The organism is Pseudomonas sp. MF6767, from assembly GCF_016405475.1.
In the GTDB taxonomy this organism is placed as follows: Bacteria; Pseudomonadota; Gammaproteobacteria; order Pseudomonadales; family Pseudomonadaceae; genus Aquipseudomonas; species Aquipseudomonas paracarnis.
On sequence record NZ_JAEKCY010000003.1, the window covers coordinates 381,214 to 398,740 of the forward strand.

General features: G+C 60.4%; 18 protein-coding genes. 8 read left to right on the top strand and 10 right to left on the bottom strand.

Translation table 11 applies throughout. The annotated features are described in order from the left end of the window. The first annotated feature begins 18 nt into the window (after positions 1 to 18). From ispF to rpoS, 6 genes are all read left to right on the top strand, one after another. Entirely contained in the window at positions 19 to 492 is a 474-nt protein-coding gene (ispF, locus tag JFT58_RS07940) for a 2-C-methyl-D-erythritol 2,4-cyclodiphosphate synthase (protein WP_034126843.1), read from the top strand. After that, positions 489 to 1,547: a tRNA pseudouridine(13) synthase TruD gene (gene truD / locus JFT58_RS07945; RefSeq protein ID WP_034126844.1), complete on the top strand. Its 1,059-nt coding sequence runs from the start codon at positions 489 to 491 to the stop codon at positions 1,545 to 1,547. Before ispF ends, truD begins: the two co-directional genes overlap by 4 nt. After that, a complete protein-coding gene (surE, locus tag JFT58_RS07950) occupies positions 1,535 to 2,284 on the top strand; it encodes a 5'/3'-nucleotidase SurE (RefSeq protein WP_003189210.1) in 750 nt (249 codons plus the stop codon). The genes truD and surE overlap by 13 nt, the downstream gene beginning before the upstream one ends. Before the next feature lie 41 nt (positions 2,285 to 2,325). Beyond that, positions 2,326 to 2,961: a protein-L-isoaspartate(D-aspartate) O-methyltransferase gene (locus JFT58_RS07955; protein ID WP_169850588.1), complete on the top strand. Its 636-nt coding sequence runs from the start codon at positions 2,326 to 2,328 to the stop codon at positions 2,959 to 2,961. 209 nt (positions 2,962 to 3,170) lie between these two features. Beyond that, a complete protein-coding gene (locus JFT58_RS07960; RefSeq protein ID WP_003189213.1) occupies positions 3,171 to 4,007 on the top strand; it encodes a peptidoglycan DD-metalloendopeptidase family protein in 837 nt (278 codons plus the stop codon). Between the two features lie 106 nt (positions 4,008 to 4,113). Beyond that, positions 4,114 to 5,121, top strand: coding sequence for an RNA polymerase sigma factor RpoS (gene rpoS / locus JFT58_RS07965; RefSeq protein WP_034126846.1), 1,008 nt, complete (start codon positions 4,114 to 4,116; stop codon positions 5,119 to 5,121). A gap of 333 nt (positions 5,122 to 5,454) precedes the next feature. Here the strand turns inward: rpoS and JFT58_RS07970 are convergent, their stop codons facing one another. Next, positions 5,455 to 5,664: a cold-shock protein gene (locus JFT58_RS07970; protein WP_002554837.1), complete on the bottom strand. Its 210-nt coding sequence runs from the start codon at positions 5,662 to 5,664 to the stop codon at positions 5,455 to 5,457. A gap of 388 nt (positions 5,665 to 6,052) precedes the next feature. Between JFT58_RS07970 and dcd the strand changes: the two genes are divergently transcribed. Next, positions 6,053 to 6,619, top strand: a complete 567-nt coding sequence (gene dcd, locus JFT58_RS07975) for a dCTP deaminase (RefSeq protein WP_003189215.1) — start codon at positions 6,053 to 6,055, stop codon at positions 6,617 to 6,619. Positions 6,620 to 6,727: 108 nt separating this feature from the next. After that, on the top strand, positions 6,728 to 6,925 hold the full coding sequence (locus tag JFT58_RS07980; RefSeq protein ID WP_005785769.1) for a hypothetical protein: 198 nt from the start codon (positions 6,728 to 6,730) through the stop codon (positions 6,923 to 6,925). A 23-nt stretch (positions 6,926 to 6,948) separates the two neighbouring features. On the opposite strand, the gene pdeM is transcribed toward JFT58_RS07980, so the two are convergent. The 9 genes from pdeM to JFT58_RS08025 all read right to left on the bottom strand — a co-directional run bounded on the left by pdeM (position 6,949) and on the right by JFT58_RS08025 (position 17,421). Then, the gene (pdeM, locus tag JFT58_RS07985) at positions 6,949 to 7,599 is read right to left on the bottom strand and encodes a ligase-associated DNA damage response endonuclease PdeM (RefSeq protein ID WP_054897989.1); all 651 of its coding nucleotides are present in this window, start codon (positions 7,597 to 7,599) and stop codon (positions 6,949 to 6,951) included. Beyond that, on the bottom strand, positions 7,599 to 10,079 hold the full coding sequence (locus tag JFT58_RS07990; RefSeq protein ID WP_054897988.1) for a ligase-associated DNA damage response DEXH box helicase: 2,481 nt from the start codon (positions 10,077 to 10,079) through the stop codon (positions 7,599 to 7,601). The genes pdeM and JFT58_RS07990 overlap by 1 nt, the downstream gene beginning before the upstream one ends. A 217-nt stretch (positions 10,080 to 10,296) precedes the next feature. Next, positions 10,297 to 11,061 carry an ABC transporter ATP-binding protein gene (locus tag JFT58_RS07995; protein WP_034126849.1) on the bottom strand — a complete coding sequence of 255 codons (765 nt, stop codon included), beginning with the start codon at positions 11,059 to 11,061 and terminating at the stop codon, positions 10,297 to 10,299. Positions 11,062 to 11,074: 13 nt separating this feature from the next. Then, a complete protein-coding gene (locus JFT58_RS08000) occupies positions 11,075 to 12,193 on the bottom strand; it encodes a succinylglutamate desuccinylase/aspartoacylase family protein (RefSeq protein WP_054897987.1) in 1,119 nt (372 codons plus the stop codon). A gap of 9 nt (positions 12,194 to 12,202) precedes the next feature. Beyond that, positions 12,203 to 12,913 carry an ABC transporter permease gene (locus JFT58_RS08005; RefSeq protein ID WP_003189226.1) on the bottom strand — a complete coding sequence of 237 codons (711 nt, stop codon included), beginning with the start codon at positions 12,911 to 12,913 and terminating at the stop codon, positions 12,203 to 12,205. Next, positions 12,910 to 13,638 carry an ABC transporter permease gene (locus JFT58_RS08010; RefSeq protein WP_003189227.1) on the bottom strand — a complete coding sequence of 243 codons (729 nt, stop codon included), beginning with the start codon at positions 13,636 to 13,638 and terminating at the stop codon, positions 12,910 to 12,912. Before JFT58_RS08010 ends, JFT58_RS08005 begins: the two co-directional genes overlap by 4 nt. Before the next feature lie 57 nt (positions 13,639 to 13,695). Continuing rightward, positions 13,696 to 14,475, bottom strand: coding sequence for a transporter substrate-binding domain-containing protein (locus JFT58_RS08015; RefSeq protein WP_014717255.1), 780 nt, complete (start codon positions 14,473 to 14,475; stop codon positions 13,696 to 13,698). Between the two features lie 310 nt (positions 14,476 to 14,785). After that, complete coding sequence (locus tag JFT58_RS08020) at positions 14,786 to 16,420, bottom strand: ATP-dependent DNA ligase (RefSeq protein ID WP_054897986.1); 1,635 nt, start codon at positions 16,418 to 16,420, stop codon at positions 14,786 to 14,788. Next, entirely contained in the window at positions 16,417 to 17,421 is a 1,005-nt protein-coding gene (locus JFT58_RS08025; protein ID WP_054897985.1) for a ligase-associated DNA damage response exonuclease, read from the bottom strand. Before JFT58_RS08025 ends, JFT58_RS08020 begins: the two co-directional genes overlap by 4 nt. Positions 17,422 to 17,527: the final 106 nt, after the last annotated feature.

Consider the following 17,527-nt stretch of genomic DNA (forward strand, 5'->3'; position numbering starts at 1 on the left):
AAATCGGGGCGTTTTTTTATGCGTATTGGCCACGGCTACGATGTGCACCGTTTCGCTGAAGGCGATTTCATCACCCTGGGCGGCGTGCGCATTGCACACCACCATGGGTTGCTGGCTCATTCCGACGGCGACGTGGTCCTGCACGCCTTGAGCGATGCCTTGCTCGGCGCGGCTGCATTAGGCGATATCGGCAAGCACTTTCCGGACACCGACCCCACCTTCAAGGGGGCGGACAGTCGTGTGTTGCTGCGCCATGTGGTCGGCCTGATCCATGCCAAGGGCTGGAAGGTCGGCAACGTCGATAACACCATCGTCGCCCAGGCGCCGAAAATGGCCCCCCATATTGAAGCGATGCGCGCAGTGATCGCCGCAGACCTGCAAATTGAATTGGATCAAGTCAACGTGAAAGCCACCACCACCGAAAAGCTCGGGTTTACCGGTCGTGAAGAGGGCATTGCGGTGCACTCCGTCGCCTTGTTGCTGCGCGCATGAACGACCTGCAACTGCTGGGCCCGCGGGCCTATGGCGAGGCCCTGGGCAGCGCGGTACTGAAGGCCACGGCCGAAGACTTCCAGGTTGATGAGGTGCTGGACATCCCGCTGACCGGCGATGGCGAGCACCTGTGGCTGTGGGTGGAAAAGCGCGGCTTGAACACTGAGGAAGCCGCACGGCGTATCGCCAAAGCCGCTGGGGTGCCATTGCGCACCGTCAGCTATGCCGGGCTCAAGGATCGTCAGGCCCTGACCCGCCAGTGGTTCAGCGTGCAATTGCCCGGCAAGGCCGACCCGGACATGAGCGGCGCAGAAAACGACACCCTCAAGATCCTGAAAACCGCCCGTCACAAGCGCAAGTTGCAGCGTGGGGCCCATTCGGCCAATGGTTTCACCTTGCGCCTGACCCAATTGGCCGGCGACACCGCTGCCATCGACGCACGTCTGCAGTTGATTGCCCGGCACGGCATCCCCAATTATTTCGGCACCCAGCGTTTTGGCCACAACGGCGGCAATGTGGTGGATGCTCGCGAGTGGGCTGCCCGCAAGGCCCTGCCCGAGCAGCGCAACGTGCGCTCGCGCTTGCTGTCCACGGCTCGCAGTTACCTGTTCAACCAAGTGTTGGCGGCTCGCGTCGCCGACGGTTCATGGCAGCGTGCCCAAGTTGGCGATCTGCTGGCGTTTACCGACAGTCGCAGTTTTTTTCCGGCCGGGGAAGCTGAATGCAGTGACCCGCGCCTGGCGATCCTGGACCTGCATCCCACCGGCCCGCAGTGGGGCGAAGGCGACTCGCCGGCGAAAGGTCTTACGTACGAGCTGGAACAATCTGTCGCCGCTGGCGAAGCAGACCTACGTGATTGGCTGGTGAAGGCGGGAATGAGCCAGGAACGTCGCATTCTGCGACTGCCCATTGGCGGGTTGACGTGGCATTATCCCGGGCCTGACATTCTGCAATTGGAATTCGTCCTGCCGGCCGGATGCTTCGCCACTGTCTTGGTGCGCGAGCTTGTTGATCTGGTGCCGGTGGGGCAGACGGACAGCCCATGCGTATTCTGATATCAAACGATGACGGTGCCACCGCACCCGGTCTTGCCGCGCTCCATGCTGCGCTGCAGGATTACGCCGAGTGCGTGGTGGTTGCCCCCGACCAGGACAAGAGCGGCGCCAGCAGTTCGCTGACGCTCGACCGTCCGCTGCATCCGCGGGTCCTGGCCAATGGCTTTATCAGCGTTAACGGCACCCCCACCGACTGCGTGCACCTGGCGATCAACAGTCTGCTGGAGCACCAGCCAGACCTGGTGGTCTCGGGGATCAACCTGGGCGCCAACCTGGGTGATGACGTGCTGTATTCCGGCACCGTGGCGGCCGCCCTTGAAGGGCGCTTCCTGGGCCGCACCGGCTTTGCCTTTTCCTTTGCTTCGCGGCAACTGGATAACCTGGCGACGGCGGCCTACTACGCGCGCAAGTTGGTGGAGGCCCATGCTTCCCTGGACCTGCCGCCGCGTACGGTGCTCAACGTCAATATTCCCAACTTGCCCCTCGACCATATTCGCGGTATCCAACTCACGCGCCTGGGTCATCGCGCCCGTGCGGCGGCGCCCTTGAAGGTGGTCGACCCTCGCGGCAAGGAAGGGTATTGGATCGCCGCCGCCGGCGACGCCGAAGATGGCGGCGAAGGCACCGACTTTCATGCGGTGATGCAAGGCTATGTCTCCGTTACCCCTCTGCTGTTTGATCGCACCTTCAGTGATGCCTTCAGTGGCCTTGATGGCTGGCTGGAGGGACTGCGTTGATGGCTCGTGAACAAGACGATTTGTTGCGCCGTGGCATCGGGATGACCTCCCAGCGCACCCGGGAGCGGTTGATCCAGCGTCTGTATGAAGAAGGCTTGTCCAACGCGCAGGTGCTGGAAGTGATCCGGCGCACGCCGCGGCACCTGTTTGTCGATGAGGCGCTGGCGCATCGCGCCTATGAAGACACAGCGTTGCCAATCGGCCACAACCAGACCATCTCTCAGCCCTATATGGTTGCGCGTATGAGCGAGCTATTGCTGGCGGCGGGGCCGTTGGACAAGGTGCTGGAGATTGGTACCGGCTCCGGCTACCAGACGGCCGTGCTGTCGCAATTGGTAGAGCGGGTGTTTTCGGTCGAGCGCATCAAGGTGCTACAGGACCGGGCCAAAGAGCGTCTGGTGGAACTGAACCTGCGCAACGTGGTATTCCGCTGGGGCGATGGTTGGGAGGGCTGGCCGGCGCTGGCGCCCTACAACGGTATCATCGTCACCGCCGTGGCCACCGATGTGCCGCAAGCCTTGCTGGATCAATTGGCGCCTGGCGGGCGGCTGGTCATCCCGGTGGGCTCCGGCGAAGTGCAACAGTTGATGCTTATTATCCGTGAGGACGAAGGTTTTTCCCGGCATGTACTCGGTGCCGTGCGGTTCGTACCCTTGCTCAACGGCCCGCTGGCCTGATCATTTATTCGCAGGCAGTGAATTCTGTAAGCGCGGATGTGTCTTACGGCGGGGCCCATTGAATCAACATGTCTGGCAGCCACGATTAAACATGATGAATTTTTCCTTTCAGTCAGGTGCCAGTAAAAAGCCAATGCCCAGTTATACTTGCGTCATATTTCAAGCCTGATACAGGCGTTAACGTTCAGCCACCACAAAGGGAGCGGCGGGTGAGTCTCACAGGTCCTGCGCAGCGAATGAGTAAAACAAGCTTTCAGCGACTGGTGCTTGGCCTTGTCTTGAGTTCCTTATTGGCAGCCTGCTCGAGCACGCCATCCGGCGGTGCGCGGGTCGTTGACCGTACCAACGCAACCCCCCAGAGACCTACGGTCACCACCGGCCAATACGTGGTGCGCAAAGGCGACACACTGTTCTCGATTGCCTTCCGTTATGGCTGGGACTACAAGGCGTTGGCCGCCCGTAACAACATTCCTGTGCCGTATACGATCCATCCCGGGCAGACCATTCGTTTCGATGGTCGCTCAGGTTCTGCACCTACGGCAGTTGTGACAAAGTCGGGTTCTTCGCCATCGTCCTCGAGCAAGACCACCATCATCACTCGGCCTGCAGGCAGCGCCACGCCTACGGTTGCGAGCAAGCCGGCACCCGCGCCGTTGCCACCTGCCGGGCCTGCGCCGACCGGATGGGGATGGCCTTCAAACGGAGTGTTGATTGGAAAATTCTCTTCAAACGGTAGTTTGAATAAAGGCATTGATATCGCCGGGGATTTGGGACAGCCTGTTTTAGCTGCGTCTGATGGGACAGTGGTGTACGCCGGGAGTGGTTTGCGGGGCTACGGCGAGCTGGTCATCATCAAACACAGCGATACCTACGTCAGTGCCTACGGTCATAACCGCAGGTTGTTGGTTCGGGAGGGGCAGCAGGTCAAGGTCGGACAGACGATTGCCGAAATGGGGTCAACGGGCACAGACCGGGTGAAACTGCACTTTGAGATTCGCCGCCAAGGGAAGCCTGTAGATCCGCTGCAATTCCTGCCCCGTCGTTGATGTGTTGCACAGCCTGTTCCCTCACGTAGAAGGAACAGGCTCCAGCGTTGCCAAGGATAGAGGCGTCGCTTGAGCTTGAGGTCGAACTCACCAAAGGACTATAACAATGGCTCTCAGTAAAGAAGTGCCGGAGTTTGACATCGACGATGAGGTTCTCCTTATGGAGACCGGCATCGATTTGGAAACGATGTCAGATAATGAAGGGGTATCACCACCTTCAGTTCGCACCAAATCCAAAAATGCTGCCGCGTTGAAGCAGCACAAGTATGTTGATTACACGCGGGCGCTCGATGCGACCCAGCTGTACCTCAATGAAATCGGCTTTTCCCCTCTGTTGACCCCCGAAGAAGAAGTCCATTTTGCGCGTCTGTCGCAGAAGGGCGATCCGGCTGGGCGTAAGCGCATGATTGAAAGCAACCTGCGCCTGGTGGTGAAGATCGCCCGACGCTACGTCAATCGTGGGCTTTCCCTGCTGGACCTGATCGAGGAGGGCAACCTGGGCTTGATCCGGGCTGTGGAGAAGTTCGACCCTGAGCGGGGCTTCCGTTTCTCCACCTATGCCACCTGGTGGATTCGCCAGACCATCGAACGGGCGATCATGAATCAGACCCGCACGATCCGGTTGCCGATCCATGTGGTCAAGGAGCTCAACGTCTACCTGCGGGCGGCGCGTGAGCTGACGCAAAAACTCGATCATGAACCTTCGCCTGAAGAGATCGCCAACCTCCTGGAAAAACCGGTAGGGGAGGTCAAGCGCATGCTGGGCCTTAACGAGCGTGTCTCTTCGGTCGATGTCTCGCTGGGGCCGGATTCGGATAAGACCCTGCTGGACACCCTGACCGATGATCGTCCGACAGACCCTTGCGAGCTTCTGCAGGACGATGATCTTTCCCAGAGTATTGACCAGTGGCTGTCAGAACTCACGGACAAGCAGCGTGAAGTGGTGATTCGCCGCTTCGGCCTGCGCGGCCATGAGAGCAGCACCCTGGAGGATGTAGGCTTGGAGATTGGCCTGACCCGTGAGCGGGTGCGGCAGATCCAGGTAGAGGGCCTCAAGCGCTTGCGCGAGATCCTGGAGAAGAATGGCTTGTCGAGTGAGTCGTTGTTCCAGTAAACGACACAAGACAAAAATGTGGGAGCCGGCTTGTGTGGGAGCTGGCTTGCCTGCGATAGCGTCAACTCGGTATAGCTAGTGCACCGAGTCGATAGCATCGCAGGCAAGCCAGCTCCCACATACAGCTGCGCTCCCACATTTTTTTGTGTCCGTCATTACGCTGTGCTGATCGTTCCACGCTTTGCGTGGGCATCCAGGGGTGACGCAGAGCGTCACAAAAGGCATTACCACGCGGAGCGTGGGAACGAGCAGCCACGGTGTAGCGCACCAAAATCCAGGCATAAAAAAACCCCGCTTTTAAGGGCGGGGTTTTTTCGACTAAGTCAGTACAAGTTAGATAACTTGAACTTCTTCAGCTTGCATGCCTTTCTGACCGCGGGTAGCGATGAAAGAAACCTGTTGGCCTTCTTTCAGGCTTTTGAAGCCGTCGGATTGGATAGCTTTGAAGTGAACGAACAGGTCGTCACCGGATTGTGGAGTGATGAAGCCGAAGCCTTTTTCATCGTTGAACCACTTAACGGTACCAGTTTGGCGATTAGACATGGTGTAACTCCTTGGACAAAGTTAACTGCGACTCAGGAAAAGCCCTGGCCGAGACTGAGTGCAAAGAGCAGGAAAAATTCTTGGAGATGGTTGGATCGAAATTCAACATATCGTGTAGAGATTCTCAGTGACACAAGCAGCACAGTGGCGCCACCTTAACCCTTTTTCCGGAACGTGCCAATGGTATTTCCGAAGGTTTCTCTATTTTCGTGACTGGCGGTGGTATTTACAGACATCCCTCACGGCAATCCCGCCCCCGGCCGTGTTGGCTGAGGCTTATAGCGCGCAGGGCTTTGATCAAGAAAACCCTTGTGGCCTTTGAACCCCAAGGCTGGCCCCGGTAAGATGGCCCACAGATTTTTTTCGCCTCGCTATTCAGGACACCGCCATGAGCATCAAATCGGACAAGTGGATTCGCCGCATGGCGCAGGAACACGGCATGATCGAGCCGTTCGTCGAACGCCAGATTCGTGGCGAAGGCGACGAGCGCGTGATTTCGTACGGCGTTTCCAGCTATGGCTACGACGTGCGTTGCGCCGATGAATTCAAGGTGTTCACCAACATCAATTCGGCGATCGTCGATCCGAAAAACTTCGACGAAAAGAGCTTCGTCGACGTCAAGAGCGACGTGTGCATCATCCCGCCCAACTCCTTCGCCCTGGCGCGCACCGTGGAGTTCTTCCGTATCCCTCGCGACGTGCTGACCATCTGCCTGGGTAAAAGCACCTATGCCCGCTGCGGCATTATCGTCAATGTCACGCCGCTTGAGCCTGAGTGGGAAGGCCACGTCACCCTGGAATTCTCCAACACCACCACCTTGCCGGCGAAAATCTACGCCAACGAAGGCGTGGCACAGATGCTGTTCCTGCAGTCCGATGAGGCCTGTGAAGTGTCCTACAAGGACCGTGCGGGCAAGTATCAGGGCCAACGCGGCGTCACTCTCCCACGCGCTTGATCGAAAGCGCCTACGGGTAAAGGGAATTTGTCTGCAGAAAGTGACTCTATCTAGGTGTACTGCTTCGGCGCGTGTGAAACGCGCCGGGCCATACTTGAGGAGTACCCTATGAAGATCGACCCGCGAATCAGCGCAGAACTCGCCCGGCTTGAACCCAACCAGATTGGTGTTCTGGCCTGGTCCTTGATGGCCAACCCCGCGCACGCGGGGGGCATCCCTGGTCAACCCGAACCTGATTACCCGCAGCCTACCGAGCCGGGTGAGCCGACCTTACCGGACGAGCCGCCACCCGCGCCCGTTGCCTGAAACCTGAGCAGGCTTGTCTCGATTCATTGAATCGGCCAGACCTGGTGATCGCCAATCACAAAGATTCGCTGGTCCTGGGCCTGCTCCACGGCATAACCCCCTGTAAACGCGCCGAAGGCTGGCAGCAGGCTAACCTGAGTGCCGATCTGGAAGCACGGCAGGCGTAGCCGCTGGCGCCCTTTGCCGCGCAGGTGGTACACCGGATGCACATGCCCCGCCAGTACATGATGGCTGGCGTGGGCGTCTGGCTCATGTTGCAAGGCGAAAGGGCCCATCAGCAGGGGCTCGGGGATCACCTCGATGCCCAGATCCAACGGTGGGTCGCCGGCGCTTTTGTCGTGATTGCCGCGAATCAAGGTCAAGGCCAATGTGCGATTGCGCTCACGCCAGGCCCTGATTGCGTTCAGGGTGCCGCTGGCGTGAGAGCCGGGACCGTGGAGGAAATCACCGAGAAAGATCAACTGCGCGCACGGTAGGGCCGATACGAGCCTGTCCAGGCGTTCCAGGTTGGCCGTAGTCGTGCCCTGTGGCACCGGTTGTCCCAGGCTGCGATAGGCCGAAGCCTTGCCAAAATGCGCATCGGCAATCAGCAGGCATCGGCGTGCGGGCCAATACACGGCCTTGTCCGGCAATAGCCAGAGTTCTTCGCCTTCAACCGTCAGTGGGTAATGCATCAGCCTTGCCCTTTATCGGCGACTTTTTCCAGGTCCTTGACCATCCGCGCGATGCGCTCCGAGAGTTTTTCCGAGCTCATGCTTTCGCGCATCCGTTCTACCAGCAGCGGAAAGGCCAGGGGCGTGGGCCGCTGGATCCTGTGCAGGTCCAGCTTCAGCGTCGACAGATGATTCAGCGTCTGTTCCAGCCGGCGAATATCCAGCTCGTCCCGCAGAACTTCTTCTCCTGCCTGGGCCAGCAGCAGATTTTGTGGGTCATATTGCTTGAACACTTCAAAGAACAAACCACTGGAAGCCTGCACCTGTCGCGTGCTTTTTGGCGCGCCGGGGTACCCGGCAAATACCAGCCCGGCGATTCGCGCAATCTCGCGAAAGCGGCGCAGGGCCAGTTCGCCGGCATTGAGGCTGGCAATTACGTCAGCCAGCAGGCCTTGGGGGCTCAGCAACCTTGTATTCAACAACTGGGGCCACTGCACCTCGGTGGCGCTCAACAGCTCCAGGCCATAATCATTCACCGCAATCGAAAAGGTCAGCGGCTGCTGCTGGCTGACCCGCCATGCCAGCAAACTGGCTAGGCCCAGGTGTACCTGGCGGCCAGCGAATGGGTACAGAAACAGGTGCCAGCCCTCTCGCGACCGCAGGGTTTCAGCCAGCAAATGCTCGCGGGTCGGCAGCCCGGACCAGCGCAATTGGGTATGCAGCAACGGTTGCACCGCCTTCATCTCTGGGCCGTCGAAGTGCCCATGCGCGGCGGCATCAAAACGCTCGACCACCGCCTGCGCCAGTTCGTTGGAAAGGGGCATGCGCCCGCCATTCCAGCGTGGCACGGCGGCTTTTTTCGCGTTGCTGCGGCGTACGTAAGCGGTCATGTTTTCCACGCGCACCAATTCCAGCAACCGCCCGGCGAACAAAAATCCATCCCCCGGCTTGAGCCTTGCAATAAACCCTTCCTCGACACTGCCCAGGTTCTTGCCGCCGCCGCCTTTGCTCCAGAACTTGAGCTGGATGCTGGCGTCACTGACGATGGTGCCCACGCTCATGCGGTGGCGCCGTGCCAGGCGGGCATCCGGAACGCGCCAGATGCCGTGCTCATCGGGCTCCACCCGGCGGTAATCCGGATAAGCGGTGAGTGACAGGCCACCATGGTGCACAAACCCCAGGGCCCAGGCCCAGTCCGCTTCGGTGAGGTCGCGATAGGCCCAGGCGCCGCGCACTTCGTCCAACAGTGCCGCCGGGGTAAACCCGCCGCCCAAGGCCATGCTGACCAGGTGTTGTACCAGCACATCCAGCGGCTTGTACGGTGATTCCCGCGCTTCGATGCGTCGTTGGGCGATCGCATCCTGGGCGGCTGCGGCTTCCACCAGCTCCAGGCTGTGGGTGGGCACCAGCGTTACCCGTGAGGGCCGCCCTGGCGCGTGGCCGGAGCGCCCGGCGCGTTGCATCAGCCGCGCTACGCCCTTGGCGGAGCCGATTTGCAGCACCCGTTCCACCGGCAGGAAGTCAACGCCCAGGTCGAGGCTGGAAGTGCACACCACTGCCTTGAGCTGTCCATCTTTCAACGCTCGCTCCACCCAGTCCCGGGTCTCTCGCGATAACGAACCGTGGTGCAGGGCAATCAAGCCGGCCCAGTCCGGACGAGCGCCCAGAATCGCCTGGTACCAGATCTCGGATTGCGCGCGGGTGTTGGTAAATACCAGGCAACTGCTGCTGGCCTCTACCTCGGCGACCACTTGCGGCAACATCTTCAAGCCGATATGCCCGGCCCAGGGAAAGCGCTCGGTGACGGGCGGCAGCAAGGTGTCGACCTTCAGCGCCTTGGCCGTTTGCCCCTGTACATTGATGCCGCCGCCCTGTGGGACCAGTACCTCCAAAGCGTGGGCCTGATTACCCAGCGTCGCGGAAATACCCCACACCATCAGCTCAGGATGCCAGCGCCGCAAGCGTGCCAGTGCCAGTTGCAACTGCACGCCGCGCTTATTGCCGATCAGTTCGTGCCATTCATCCACGATGACCATGCGCAGGTGCGCCAGGCTGGTTTCACTGTCGGCACGGGCCAGCATCAGGGTCAGGCTTTCCGGAGTGGTGACCAGAGCGGTGGGTTGGCGACGGGTCTGGTGCGCGCGTTCACTGCCGCTGGTGTCACCGGTGCGCAGACCTACACTCCAGGGAATCTGCAGGGCCTCCAGCGGGGCTTGCAGGGCGCGTGCGGAGTCGGCGGCCAGGGCGCGCATCGGCGTGATCCACAGGACGGTCAGCGGCTCGGCAGGCGGTTTGCGTTTGCCTGTGACGGGCGGGCGGGTAATGGCGAAACGATTGAGGGCGGCAAACCACAGGGCATAGGTTTTACCCGCCCCGGTGCTGGCATGCAGTAACCCTGATTGGCCGGCCTTGACCGCGGCCCATACCTCTTTCTGAAAGGCGAATGGCTTCCAGCCTTGGGTGGCAAACCATTGCTTGGCGAAATCGTGGGTTTTTGCCATTCGGCAGCGGACGCTCTGGAGGGGTTAGTTCAAAGACCCCTGAGGCAGCGCCGACGTTCAACTGCCTAATGCCATTCAGTCAAGCAGAAGCGCTGCCCTGTGGCGAGGGAGCATGCTCCCGCTGGACTGCGTAACAGTCCCAGTCTTTTTGAGCAAAGAGCGGGGGCCGCTTCGCGCCCTAGCGGGAGCAAGCTCCCTCGCCACAGCAAGCTCGCGCCTACTTCAAGTTGCCGCTCAAAAATTGTTGCAGGCGTTCGCTCTTTGGGTTGCCCAGCACATCCTCCGGCAAGCCCTGCTCCTCCACCAGACCCTGGTGCAGGAACAGCACCTGGCTTGAAACCTTGCGCGCAAAGCTCATCTCGTGGGTCACCATGATCATGGTGCGGCCTTCCTCGGCCAGGCCCTGGATCACCTTCAAAACTTCGCCCACCAACTCCGGGTCCAGCGCCGACGTGGGTTCATCGAACAGCATCACCTCCGGCTCCATGGCCAGGGCGCGGGCGATGGCGACACGCTGCTGCTGGCCGCCGGAGAGGAACGCCGGGTATTGATCAGCCACGCGCGCCGGCAGCCCGACTTTGTCCAGGTAGCGGCGGGCACGGTCTTCGGCGTCCTTTTTACTGCAACCCAGCACGCGGCGCGGGGCCATGGTGATGTTTTCCAGCACGCTCATGTGGCTCCACAAATTGAAGTGCTGGAACACCATCGCCAGCCGCGTGCGCAAGCGTTGCAACTCGGCGTCGTCGGCTACGCGCATGCCATGGCGGTCGCTGACCATGCGAATCGCCTGGCCGTCCAGGGTCATGGCGCCATCGTTGGGGGTTTCCAAAAAGTTGATACAGCGCAGGAAGGTACTCTTGCCTGAGCCACTGGCGCCGATCAGGCTGATCACATCCCCGGTCTTGGCCTTGAGCGACACACCTTTGAGCACTTGATTGTCGCCATAGCTTTTGTGCAGGCCTTCAACGGTCAGTTTGTACATGTGGCATGCATCCTCAAGGCGAAAGTAGATAACCGCTGCGGTAGGCCTGTGTGCCGGCAACATGGCAGATCACCATGCCGGCCGTGGCCATGCGGCGTAGCGAACGGGCGTAAAGCAGCCCGGCGTGCTGGCAGTGCACAGGCGTCACGCGGTCGGTAATGGGGTCGATGATTTCAGCGACCAATTGCCCCGCCTCCAGGTATTCCCCCGGCAGGGCGCTGAACACGAGCAAGCCACCCACCGTAGTCGTCACTGGCTCCACCGCCGCCAACGGCGTAGCCGGGTAGGCCAGGGCAGGCAAGGGGGCTGCATCGCCGCGAATGGCGCCGAAGTGGATCAAATAATCAATGATGGCCTGGCAGTCCAGCGCGGCGAGGCCGTGGTTGACATCGCCCTGGCCACGCAGCTCGACGGTCACCGACAAGCTGCCCATGGGGATCGGGTAGCGTTCGCCGAAGCGTTGCTGCAACTGCCACCACAGCAGGGTGAAACACTCGTCAAAAGACTGCCCACCGGAATCGGTGGCCAACAGGTTGGCCTCCGAGCCCAGGTAGCGCGCCAACGGTTCTACCTGTGGCCAGGCTTCGGGCGTGGTGTACAGGTGCGCCACGGCTTCGAAGTCGCAATGCAGGTCCAGCACCACGTCGGCATCACAGGCCAGGCGTTGCAGCACCAGGCGTTGGGAGTGCAACTGGGTCTGGGCGGTGTGCGCGGCCAGGGCGTGGAACAGTGCGCTGCGGATCAATTGGGCATTGCGCTGCGGATCATCGCCCAGCAGGTCTTCGACCTGGTTACCGACGTCTTCGCTGAGGTCGACAAACAGGCGATTGAAGTTCTGCCCGCTTTCCAGTTCGTAGCGGCCCAAGGGGATATCCATCAATACCTGTTCCAGGCCCACCGGGTTGGCGACGGGCACCAGCACGATTTCGCTGCGCAAGCGCCCGGTCGCTTCAAGTTCTGCCAGGCGCGCCTTTAAATGCCAGGCCACCAGCATGCCTGGCAATTCATCGGCATGCAGGGAGGACTGGATGTACACCTTGCCTTCGGGCTGCTGCGGGCCGAAGTGAAAACTGTGGATCTGCCGCGCCGTGCCGGGCACCGGCGCGATCAGATCATGTAGCTGGTGGCGCATGCAAACTCCTTAGTGGCTCGGCCCGAGAAAGGCCAGCCAACGGCGTTCCGCCAGGCGAAACAGGCCGACCAGGGCAAAGGTCACCGTCAGATAGATCAGTGCGGCAATGCCGAATGACTGGAAGGTCATGAAGGTGGCGGAGTTGGCATCCCGCGCCACTTTGAGGATATCCGGGATCGTCGCGGTAAAGGCCACGGTGGTCGAGTGCAGCATCAGGATCACTTCGTTGCTGTAGTAGGGCAACGAGCGTCGCAACGCGGAAGGCATGATCACGTAGGCGTACAGCTTCCAGCCGCTTAGGCCATAAGCCTTGGCCGCCTCGACTTCGCCGTGGGCCATGCTGCGGATTGCCCCGGCGAAAATCTCCGTGGTGTAGGCGCAAGTGTTGAGGGCGAAGGCGAGCAGGGTGCAGTTCATCGCGTCGCGAAAGAACGCATCCAGCACCGGTTGTGCTCGTACGGCGGCAAGGCTGTAGATGCCGGTGTAGCAGATCAGCAATTGGATATAGAGCGGCGTACCACGAAACAGGTAGGTGTAGAACTGCACGGGCCAACGCACCAGGCGCTTGCGCGAAACGCGGGCGATAGACAGTGGAATCGATACCAGAAAACCAATGACCAGTGAGGCGCTGAGCAGCCACAAGGTCATGGCCAGACCGGTGATGTGCTGGCCGTCGCTGTAAAGAAAGGGGCGCCAGTATTCTTGCAATAGCTCAATCATCGCACTGCCTCCCGGGCGCCTGCGGAGTAGCGACGTTCAAGTCGGCGCAAGACAAAGTTGGAGGCGCTGGTGATCAACAGGTAGATCAGCGCCGCCAGCACCAGGAAATAAAACAGTTGATAGGTGCTCTTGCCAGCGTCCTGGGCGGCTTTTACCAAGTCTGCGAGGCCGATGATCGACACCAGTGCGGTGGCCTTGAGCATCACCATCCAGTTATTGCCGATGCCCGGCAGCGCAAAGCGCATCATCTGCGGGAAGGTCACGTAGCGAAACCGCTGCCCGCGCTTGAGCCCGTAAGCGGTGGCGGCTTCGAGTTGGCCGCGGGGCACGGCGAGGATCGCACCGCGAAAGGTTTCGGTGAAATACGCACCGTAGATAAAGCCCAGGGTGATCACCCCGGCGCTGAACGGGTCGATCTCGATGTATTCCCATTCCATAAAGTCGGTAAAGCCACTGAGCCAGGTTTGCAGGCTGTAGAAAATCAACAGCATCAGTACCAGGTCCGGCACACCGCGAATCAGGGTGGTATAGAGCTGGGCGGGGATACGCACAATGGCCAGGCTGGACAGTTTGGCGCTGGCGCCGAGCAGGCCCAGCAATACGCTGACGGCCAGGGACAGCACCGACAACTTGATGGTCATCCAGGTGCCTTGCAGCAACAGCGGGCCGAAACCCTTCAGGCTGAATGCGCTCAGCCCGAGGGTTTGCAACAGATCTTCGAACATAAATCAGGACCTATGGCGATAAAAAAGCGCCCCACCCGAAGTAGGGCGCCCCAGGCATTATTTGCCGCTGTACAGGTTCAGATCGCCAAAGTGTTTCTTCTGGATAGTGGCGTAGGTGCCATCATCGTGTAACGCTTTGATACCTTTATCCAAAAGCGCCTTGAGTTCAGTGTTACCTTTTTTGATACCGATAGCGGTTTTCGACGGCAGCAGTGGGTCGTCGATAGCTGCGCTCACTTCATAGCCAGCACCGGCTGGCGACTTGAGAAAGCCCAGTTCGGCTTGGAGCATGTCCTGCACGGAAGCGTCAAGGCGCCCGGAGGTCAGATCGGCGTACACCTGGTCCTGGTTAGCGTAAGCCTTGGTGGTCACCCCGGCTTTATCCAGTACGGCCTTGGCGTAGGCTTCCTGGATGGTGCCTTGCTCGTAACCCACGGATTTGCCTTTGAGAGATTCTGGCGTCGAATAGCCAGCGCCTTTCTTGAACACCAGCGAAGTCGGGCCGGAGAACAGCTCAGAGGAGAAGTCGATCGCCTTCTCGCGCACTGGGGTCACGGTCATCGACGAGATCACGCCATCGAATTTATTGGCTTTCAGGCCCGGGATCATTCCGTCGAAGTCACTTTCGACCCACTTGCACTTGACCTTCAGCTCCGCGCAGATCGCATTGCCCAGGTCGATATCGAAGCCCACCAGGCTGCCGTCGGCGGCCTTGGATTCGAACGGTGCGTAGGAAGGGTCGACACCAAAACGCAATTCCTTGTATTCCTTGGCTGTAGCAACACCAGCAGCCATGCACAGAGCCAGTGCAGAAAGGGTCAGCAATGCTTTTTTCATTATGTAATCCCTGGAAACCAAGATAAGCGCTTGTGGCGCGATTAGGACTGTTACTGAACGGTGTCAGACCCATCACAAGTAGCAATTTCTGCACCATAGTTCCGGATGGGCTTTTTAAACGGTGGGATAAGGCAGTTCCAAGTGTAGGCGGCGCTCAAAAATGGGCATGAAATTTCCAGTGCACCATTCTGGAGCTGTCACTTATCAAGAAGGTGGGAGCTGGCTTGCCTGCGATAGCGGTGGGTCAGTCGTTCTATGGGTAACTGACTCACCGCTATCGCAGGTAAGCCAGCTCCTACAAGGGGCCGGATCAGGCCAACAGGTCTTGTAGCGTGGCCAGGTTGTCCGCTTCATCCACCGCCTTGTCCTGGCGCCAGCGCAGCATTCGCGGAAACCGCACCGCAATCCCGCTCTTGTGCCGCTTGGACAGAGCAATCCCTTCAAAACCCAGCTCAAACACCATGCTCGGCGTCACGCTGCTGACCGGGCCGAACTTCTCCACTGTGGTTTTGCGCACAATGGCGTCGACCTTGCGCATTTCCTCGTCGGTCAGCCCGGAATACGCCTTGGCGAACGGCACCAGAGTGCGCTCGCTGCCTGGCGGGCCGTCCCATACCGCGAAGGTGTAGTCGCTGTAGAGGCTGGCGCGCCGGCCATGGCCGCGCTGGGCGTAGATCAACACGGCGTCGACGCTGAAGGGATCGACCTTCCACTTCCACCACAGGCCCATGTCCTTGGTGCGGCCCACGCCGTAGAGGCCGTTGCGATCCTTGAGCATCATGCCTTCCACGCCCAGGCTGCGAGAGGCTTCGCGCTGCTCGGCCAAGGCTGCCCAGGTCTTGCCTTCCAGCAAGGGCGAGGGCAATAACACCGGTTGGTTGCACGCAGCGATGACCTGTTCCAATTGGGTACGGCGTTCGGCTTGGGTGTGGTTGCGCCAGTCGTCGCCCTGATACTCCAGCAAGTCGTAGGCGAGCACGGCCACTGGCGCATCCTCAAGGACTTTTTTACTCAGGGTCTTGCGGCCAATGCGCTGTTGCAGCAGCGCGAAGGGTTGCACCGAGTCTTTCCACACCACGATTTCGCCATCGATCACCGTACCGTCGGGCAGGCCACTGACCAGGCTGTGGAGTTCAGGGAAACGTTCAGTCAGCAACTCTTCCCCGCGAGACCAGACCCACAGGCGGCCCTCGCGCTTGACCAGTTGTGCGCGAATGCCATCAAACTTCCATTCCACCTGCCAATCGGCGGGTGAACCGAGCAGGGTGTCGAATTGCTCCACCGGTTGCGCCAGCCCGTGAGCCAGAAAAAACGGATAGGGTTGCCCGCCACGTTGCGCGTGCTCGTCAGACGATTCGGCGGCGATCAGCTTGAGATAGCCCTCGGCTGTGGGACGGTTCGACAAATCGGTGTAGCCCACTAGCCGCTGCGCCACGCGTTTGCTGTCGAGATCGGCCATGGCGGCGAGGGCGCGGGTCACCAGCAGTTTGGATACCCCGACCCGGAAGCTGCCGGTGATCAATTTGATGCACACCATCAGGCTCGGTTGGTCCAGTTGCGCCCACAGCGCCGGCAGCCGGTCTGCAAGGTCCAAGGGTGGCAGACCGCGCAGGGGCAGCAGTTTTTCTTCCAGCCACACGGCCAGGCCGTCTTCGGATGTGTAGGTGGATTCTGGCAGGAGCAGGGAGATGGTCTCGGCCAAGTCACCTACGGACTGGTAGCTCTCTTCGAACAGCCAGGGTTCGATACCTGCCGCTTCGGTGGCCATGTCCCGTAGCAGGCGCGTCGGCACCAGCTGTCGTGGTCTCCCGCCGCTAAGAAAGTACACCGCCCAGGCCGCATCGGCTGGCGGCGCCTGCAGGAAGTAGGCTTGCAGGGCCGCAAGCTTGGCATTGCTGGAAGTGGTGGCGTCGAGGTTGGCGTACAGCTCGGCGAAGGCTTTCATGCAGTAGCCTCTTCTTCGTCATCGCCGTATTCGGTGCTGAAGCCTTGGGCATCCAAGCCCTTTTCCCGCAGGTGGCGTACCAACACACCGACCGAACCATGGGTGACCATCACCCGTTGTGCCCCGGTTTGTTCGATGGCCCACAACAAGCCGGGCCAATCGGCGTGGTCCGAGAGCACGAAGCCACGGTCCACACCGCGTCGCCGTCTGGTACCACGCAAGCGCATCCAGCCGCTGGCGAAGGCGTCGCTGTAGTCGCCAAAGCGGCGCATCCAGGTACTGCCTCCGGCGGAGGGCGGTGCGATGATCAGGGCTTGGCGCAGCAGTGGGTCGGTCTTTTTGAAGTCGCCGGCATACAGCGTCTCGGGGATGTAGATGCCCGCTTCGCGGTACACCCGGTTCAACGGTTCGACCGCGCCGTGGCTGAGGATCGGGCCGATGCTGGCGTCCAGCCCATGGAGGATGCGTTGGGCCTTGCCGAAGGAGTAGCAGAACAACACGCTGGCTTTGCCGCTGGCGATATTGGCCTGCCACCAGTCATTGATCCCGGCAAAAATCTGCGCCTGGGGCTGCCAGCGGTAAATCGGCAGGCCGAAGGTGGATTCGGTGATAAAGGTGTGGCAACGCACCGGTTCGAAGGGCGCGCAGGTACCATCGGGTTCGACCTTGTAGTCGCCGGACGCCACCCAGACTTCGCCCTGGTATTCCAGGCGTACCTGGGCCGAGCCCAGTACATGCCCGGCGGGATGGAAACTCAAAGTCACGCCGTGATGCACCAACCGTTCACCGTAGGCCAGGGTTTGCAGGTTAATGTCCTGGCCCAGGCGCCAGCGCAGGATACCTTCGCCGGGGGCGGCGGCCAGGTAGTGTTGATTCCCGGTGCGGGCGTGGTCGCCGTGGGCGTGGGTGATGACCGCACGTTCCACTGGGCGCCAGGGGTCGATATAAAAATCACCGGCAGGGCAGTAGAGGCCTTCGGGGCGGGCGATGACAAGATCCATGGGGTTGCCGGGGCGGTGGGCTTGTTACTTATGAGGTGGGGCTGGGTGCAGAAGTTCTATCTGAATGCAGGTGGTGCAAAGGTGGGCTTGCCTTCAATGCCGGCCT

Bases quoted from the DNA above. Each gene is read 5' to 3' on its own strand.
- JFT58_RS07995 (WP_034126849.1), bottom strand. From the start codon at position 11,061: ATGTACAAACTGACCGTTGAAGGCCTGCACAAAAGCTATGGCGACAAT.
- JFT58_RS07980 (WP_005785769.1), top strand. From the start codon at position 6,728: ATGAAGATCGACCCGCGAATCAGCGCAGAACTCGCCCGGCTTGAACCC.
- JFT58_RS08000 (WP_054897987.1), bottom strand. From the start codon at position 12,193: ATGCGCCACCAGCTACATGATCTGATCGCGCCGGTGCCCGGCACGGCG.
- JFT58_RS08015 (WP_014717255.1), bottom strand. From the start codon at position 14,475: ATGAAAAAAGCATTGCTGACCCTTTCTGCACTGGCTCTGTGCATGGCT.
- JFT58_RS07990 (WP_054897988.1), bottom strand. From the start codon at position 10,079: ATGGCAAAAACCCACGATTTCGCCAAGCAATGGTTTGCCACCCAAGGC.
- JFT58_RS08020 (WP_054897986.1), bottom strand. From the start codon at position 16,420: ATGAAAGCCTTCGCCGAGCTGTACGCCAACCTCGACGCCACCACTTCC.
- JFT58_RS08025 (WP_054897985.1), bottom strand. From the start codon at position 17,421: ATGGATCTTGTCATCGCCCGCCCCGAAGGCCTCTACTGCCCTGCCGGT.
- JFT58_RS08005 (WP_003189226.1), bottom strand. From the start codon at position 12,913: ATGATTGAGCTATTGCAAGAATACTGGCGCCCCTTTCTTTACAGCGAC.
- pdeM (WP_054897989.1), bottom strand. From the start codon at position 7,599: ATGCATTACCCACTGACGGTTGAAGGCGAAGAACTCTGGCTATTGCCG.
- JFT58_RS07955 (WP_169850588.1), top strand. From the start codon at position 2,326: ATGACCTCCCAGCGCACCCGGGAGCGGTTGATCCAGCGTCTGTATGAA.
- dcd (WP_003189215.1), top strand. From the start codon at position 6,053: ATGAGCATCAAATCGGACAAGTGGATTCGCCGCATGGCGCAGGAACAC.
- surE (WP_003189210.1), top strand. From the start codon at position 1,535: ATGCGTATTCTGATATCAAACGATGACGGTGCCACCGCACCCGGTCTT.
- rpoS (WP_034126846.1), top strand. From the start codon at position 4,114: ATGGCTCTCAGTAAAGAAGTGCCGGAGTTTGACATCGACGATGAGGTT.
- truD (WP_034126844.1), top strand. From the start codon at position 489: ATGAACGACCTGCAACTGCTGGGCCCGCGGGCCTATGGCGAGGCCCTG.
- JFT58_RS08010 (WP_003189227.1), bottom strand. From the start codon at position 13,638: ATGTTCGAAGATCTGTTGCAAACCCTCGGGCTGAGCGCATTCAGCCTG.
- ispF (WP_034126843.1), top strand. From the start codon at position 19: ATGCGTATTGGCCACGGCTACGATGTGCACCGTTTCGCTGAAGGCGAT.
- JFT58_RS07970 (WP_002554837.1), bottom strand. From the start codon at position 5,664: ATGTCTAATCGCCAAACTGGTACCGTTAAGTGGTTCAACGATGAAAAA.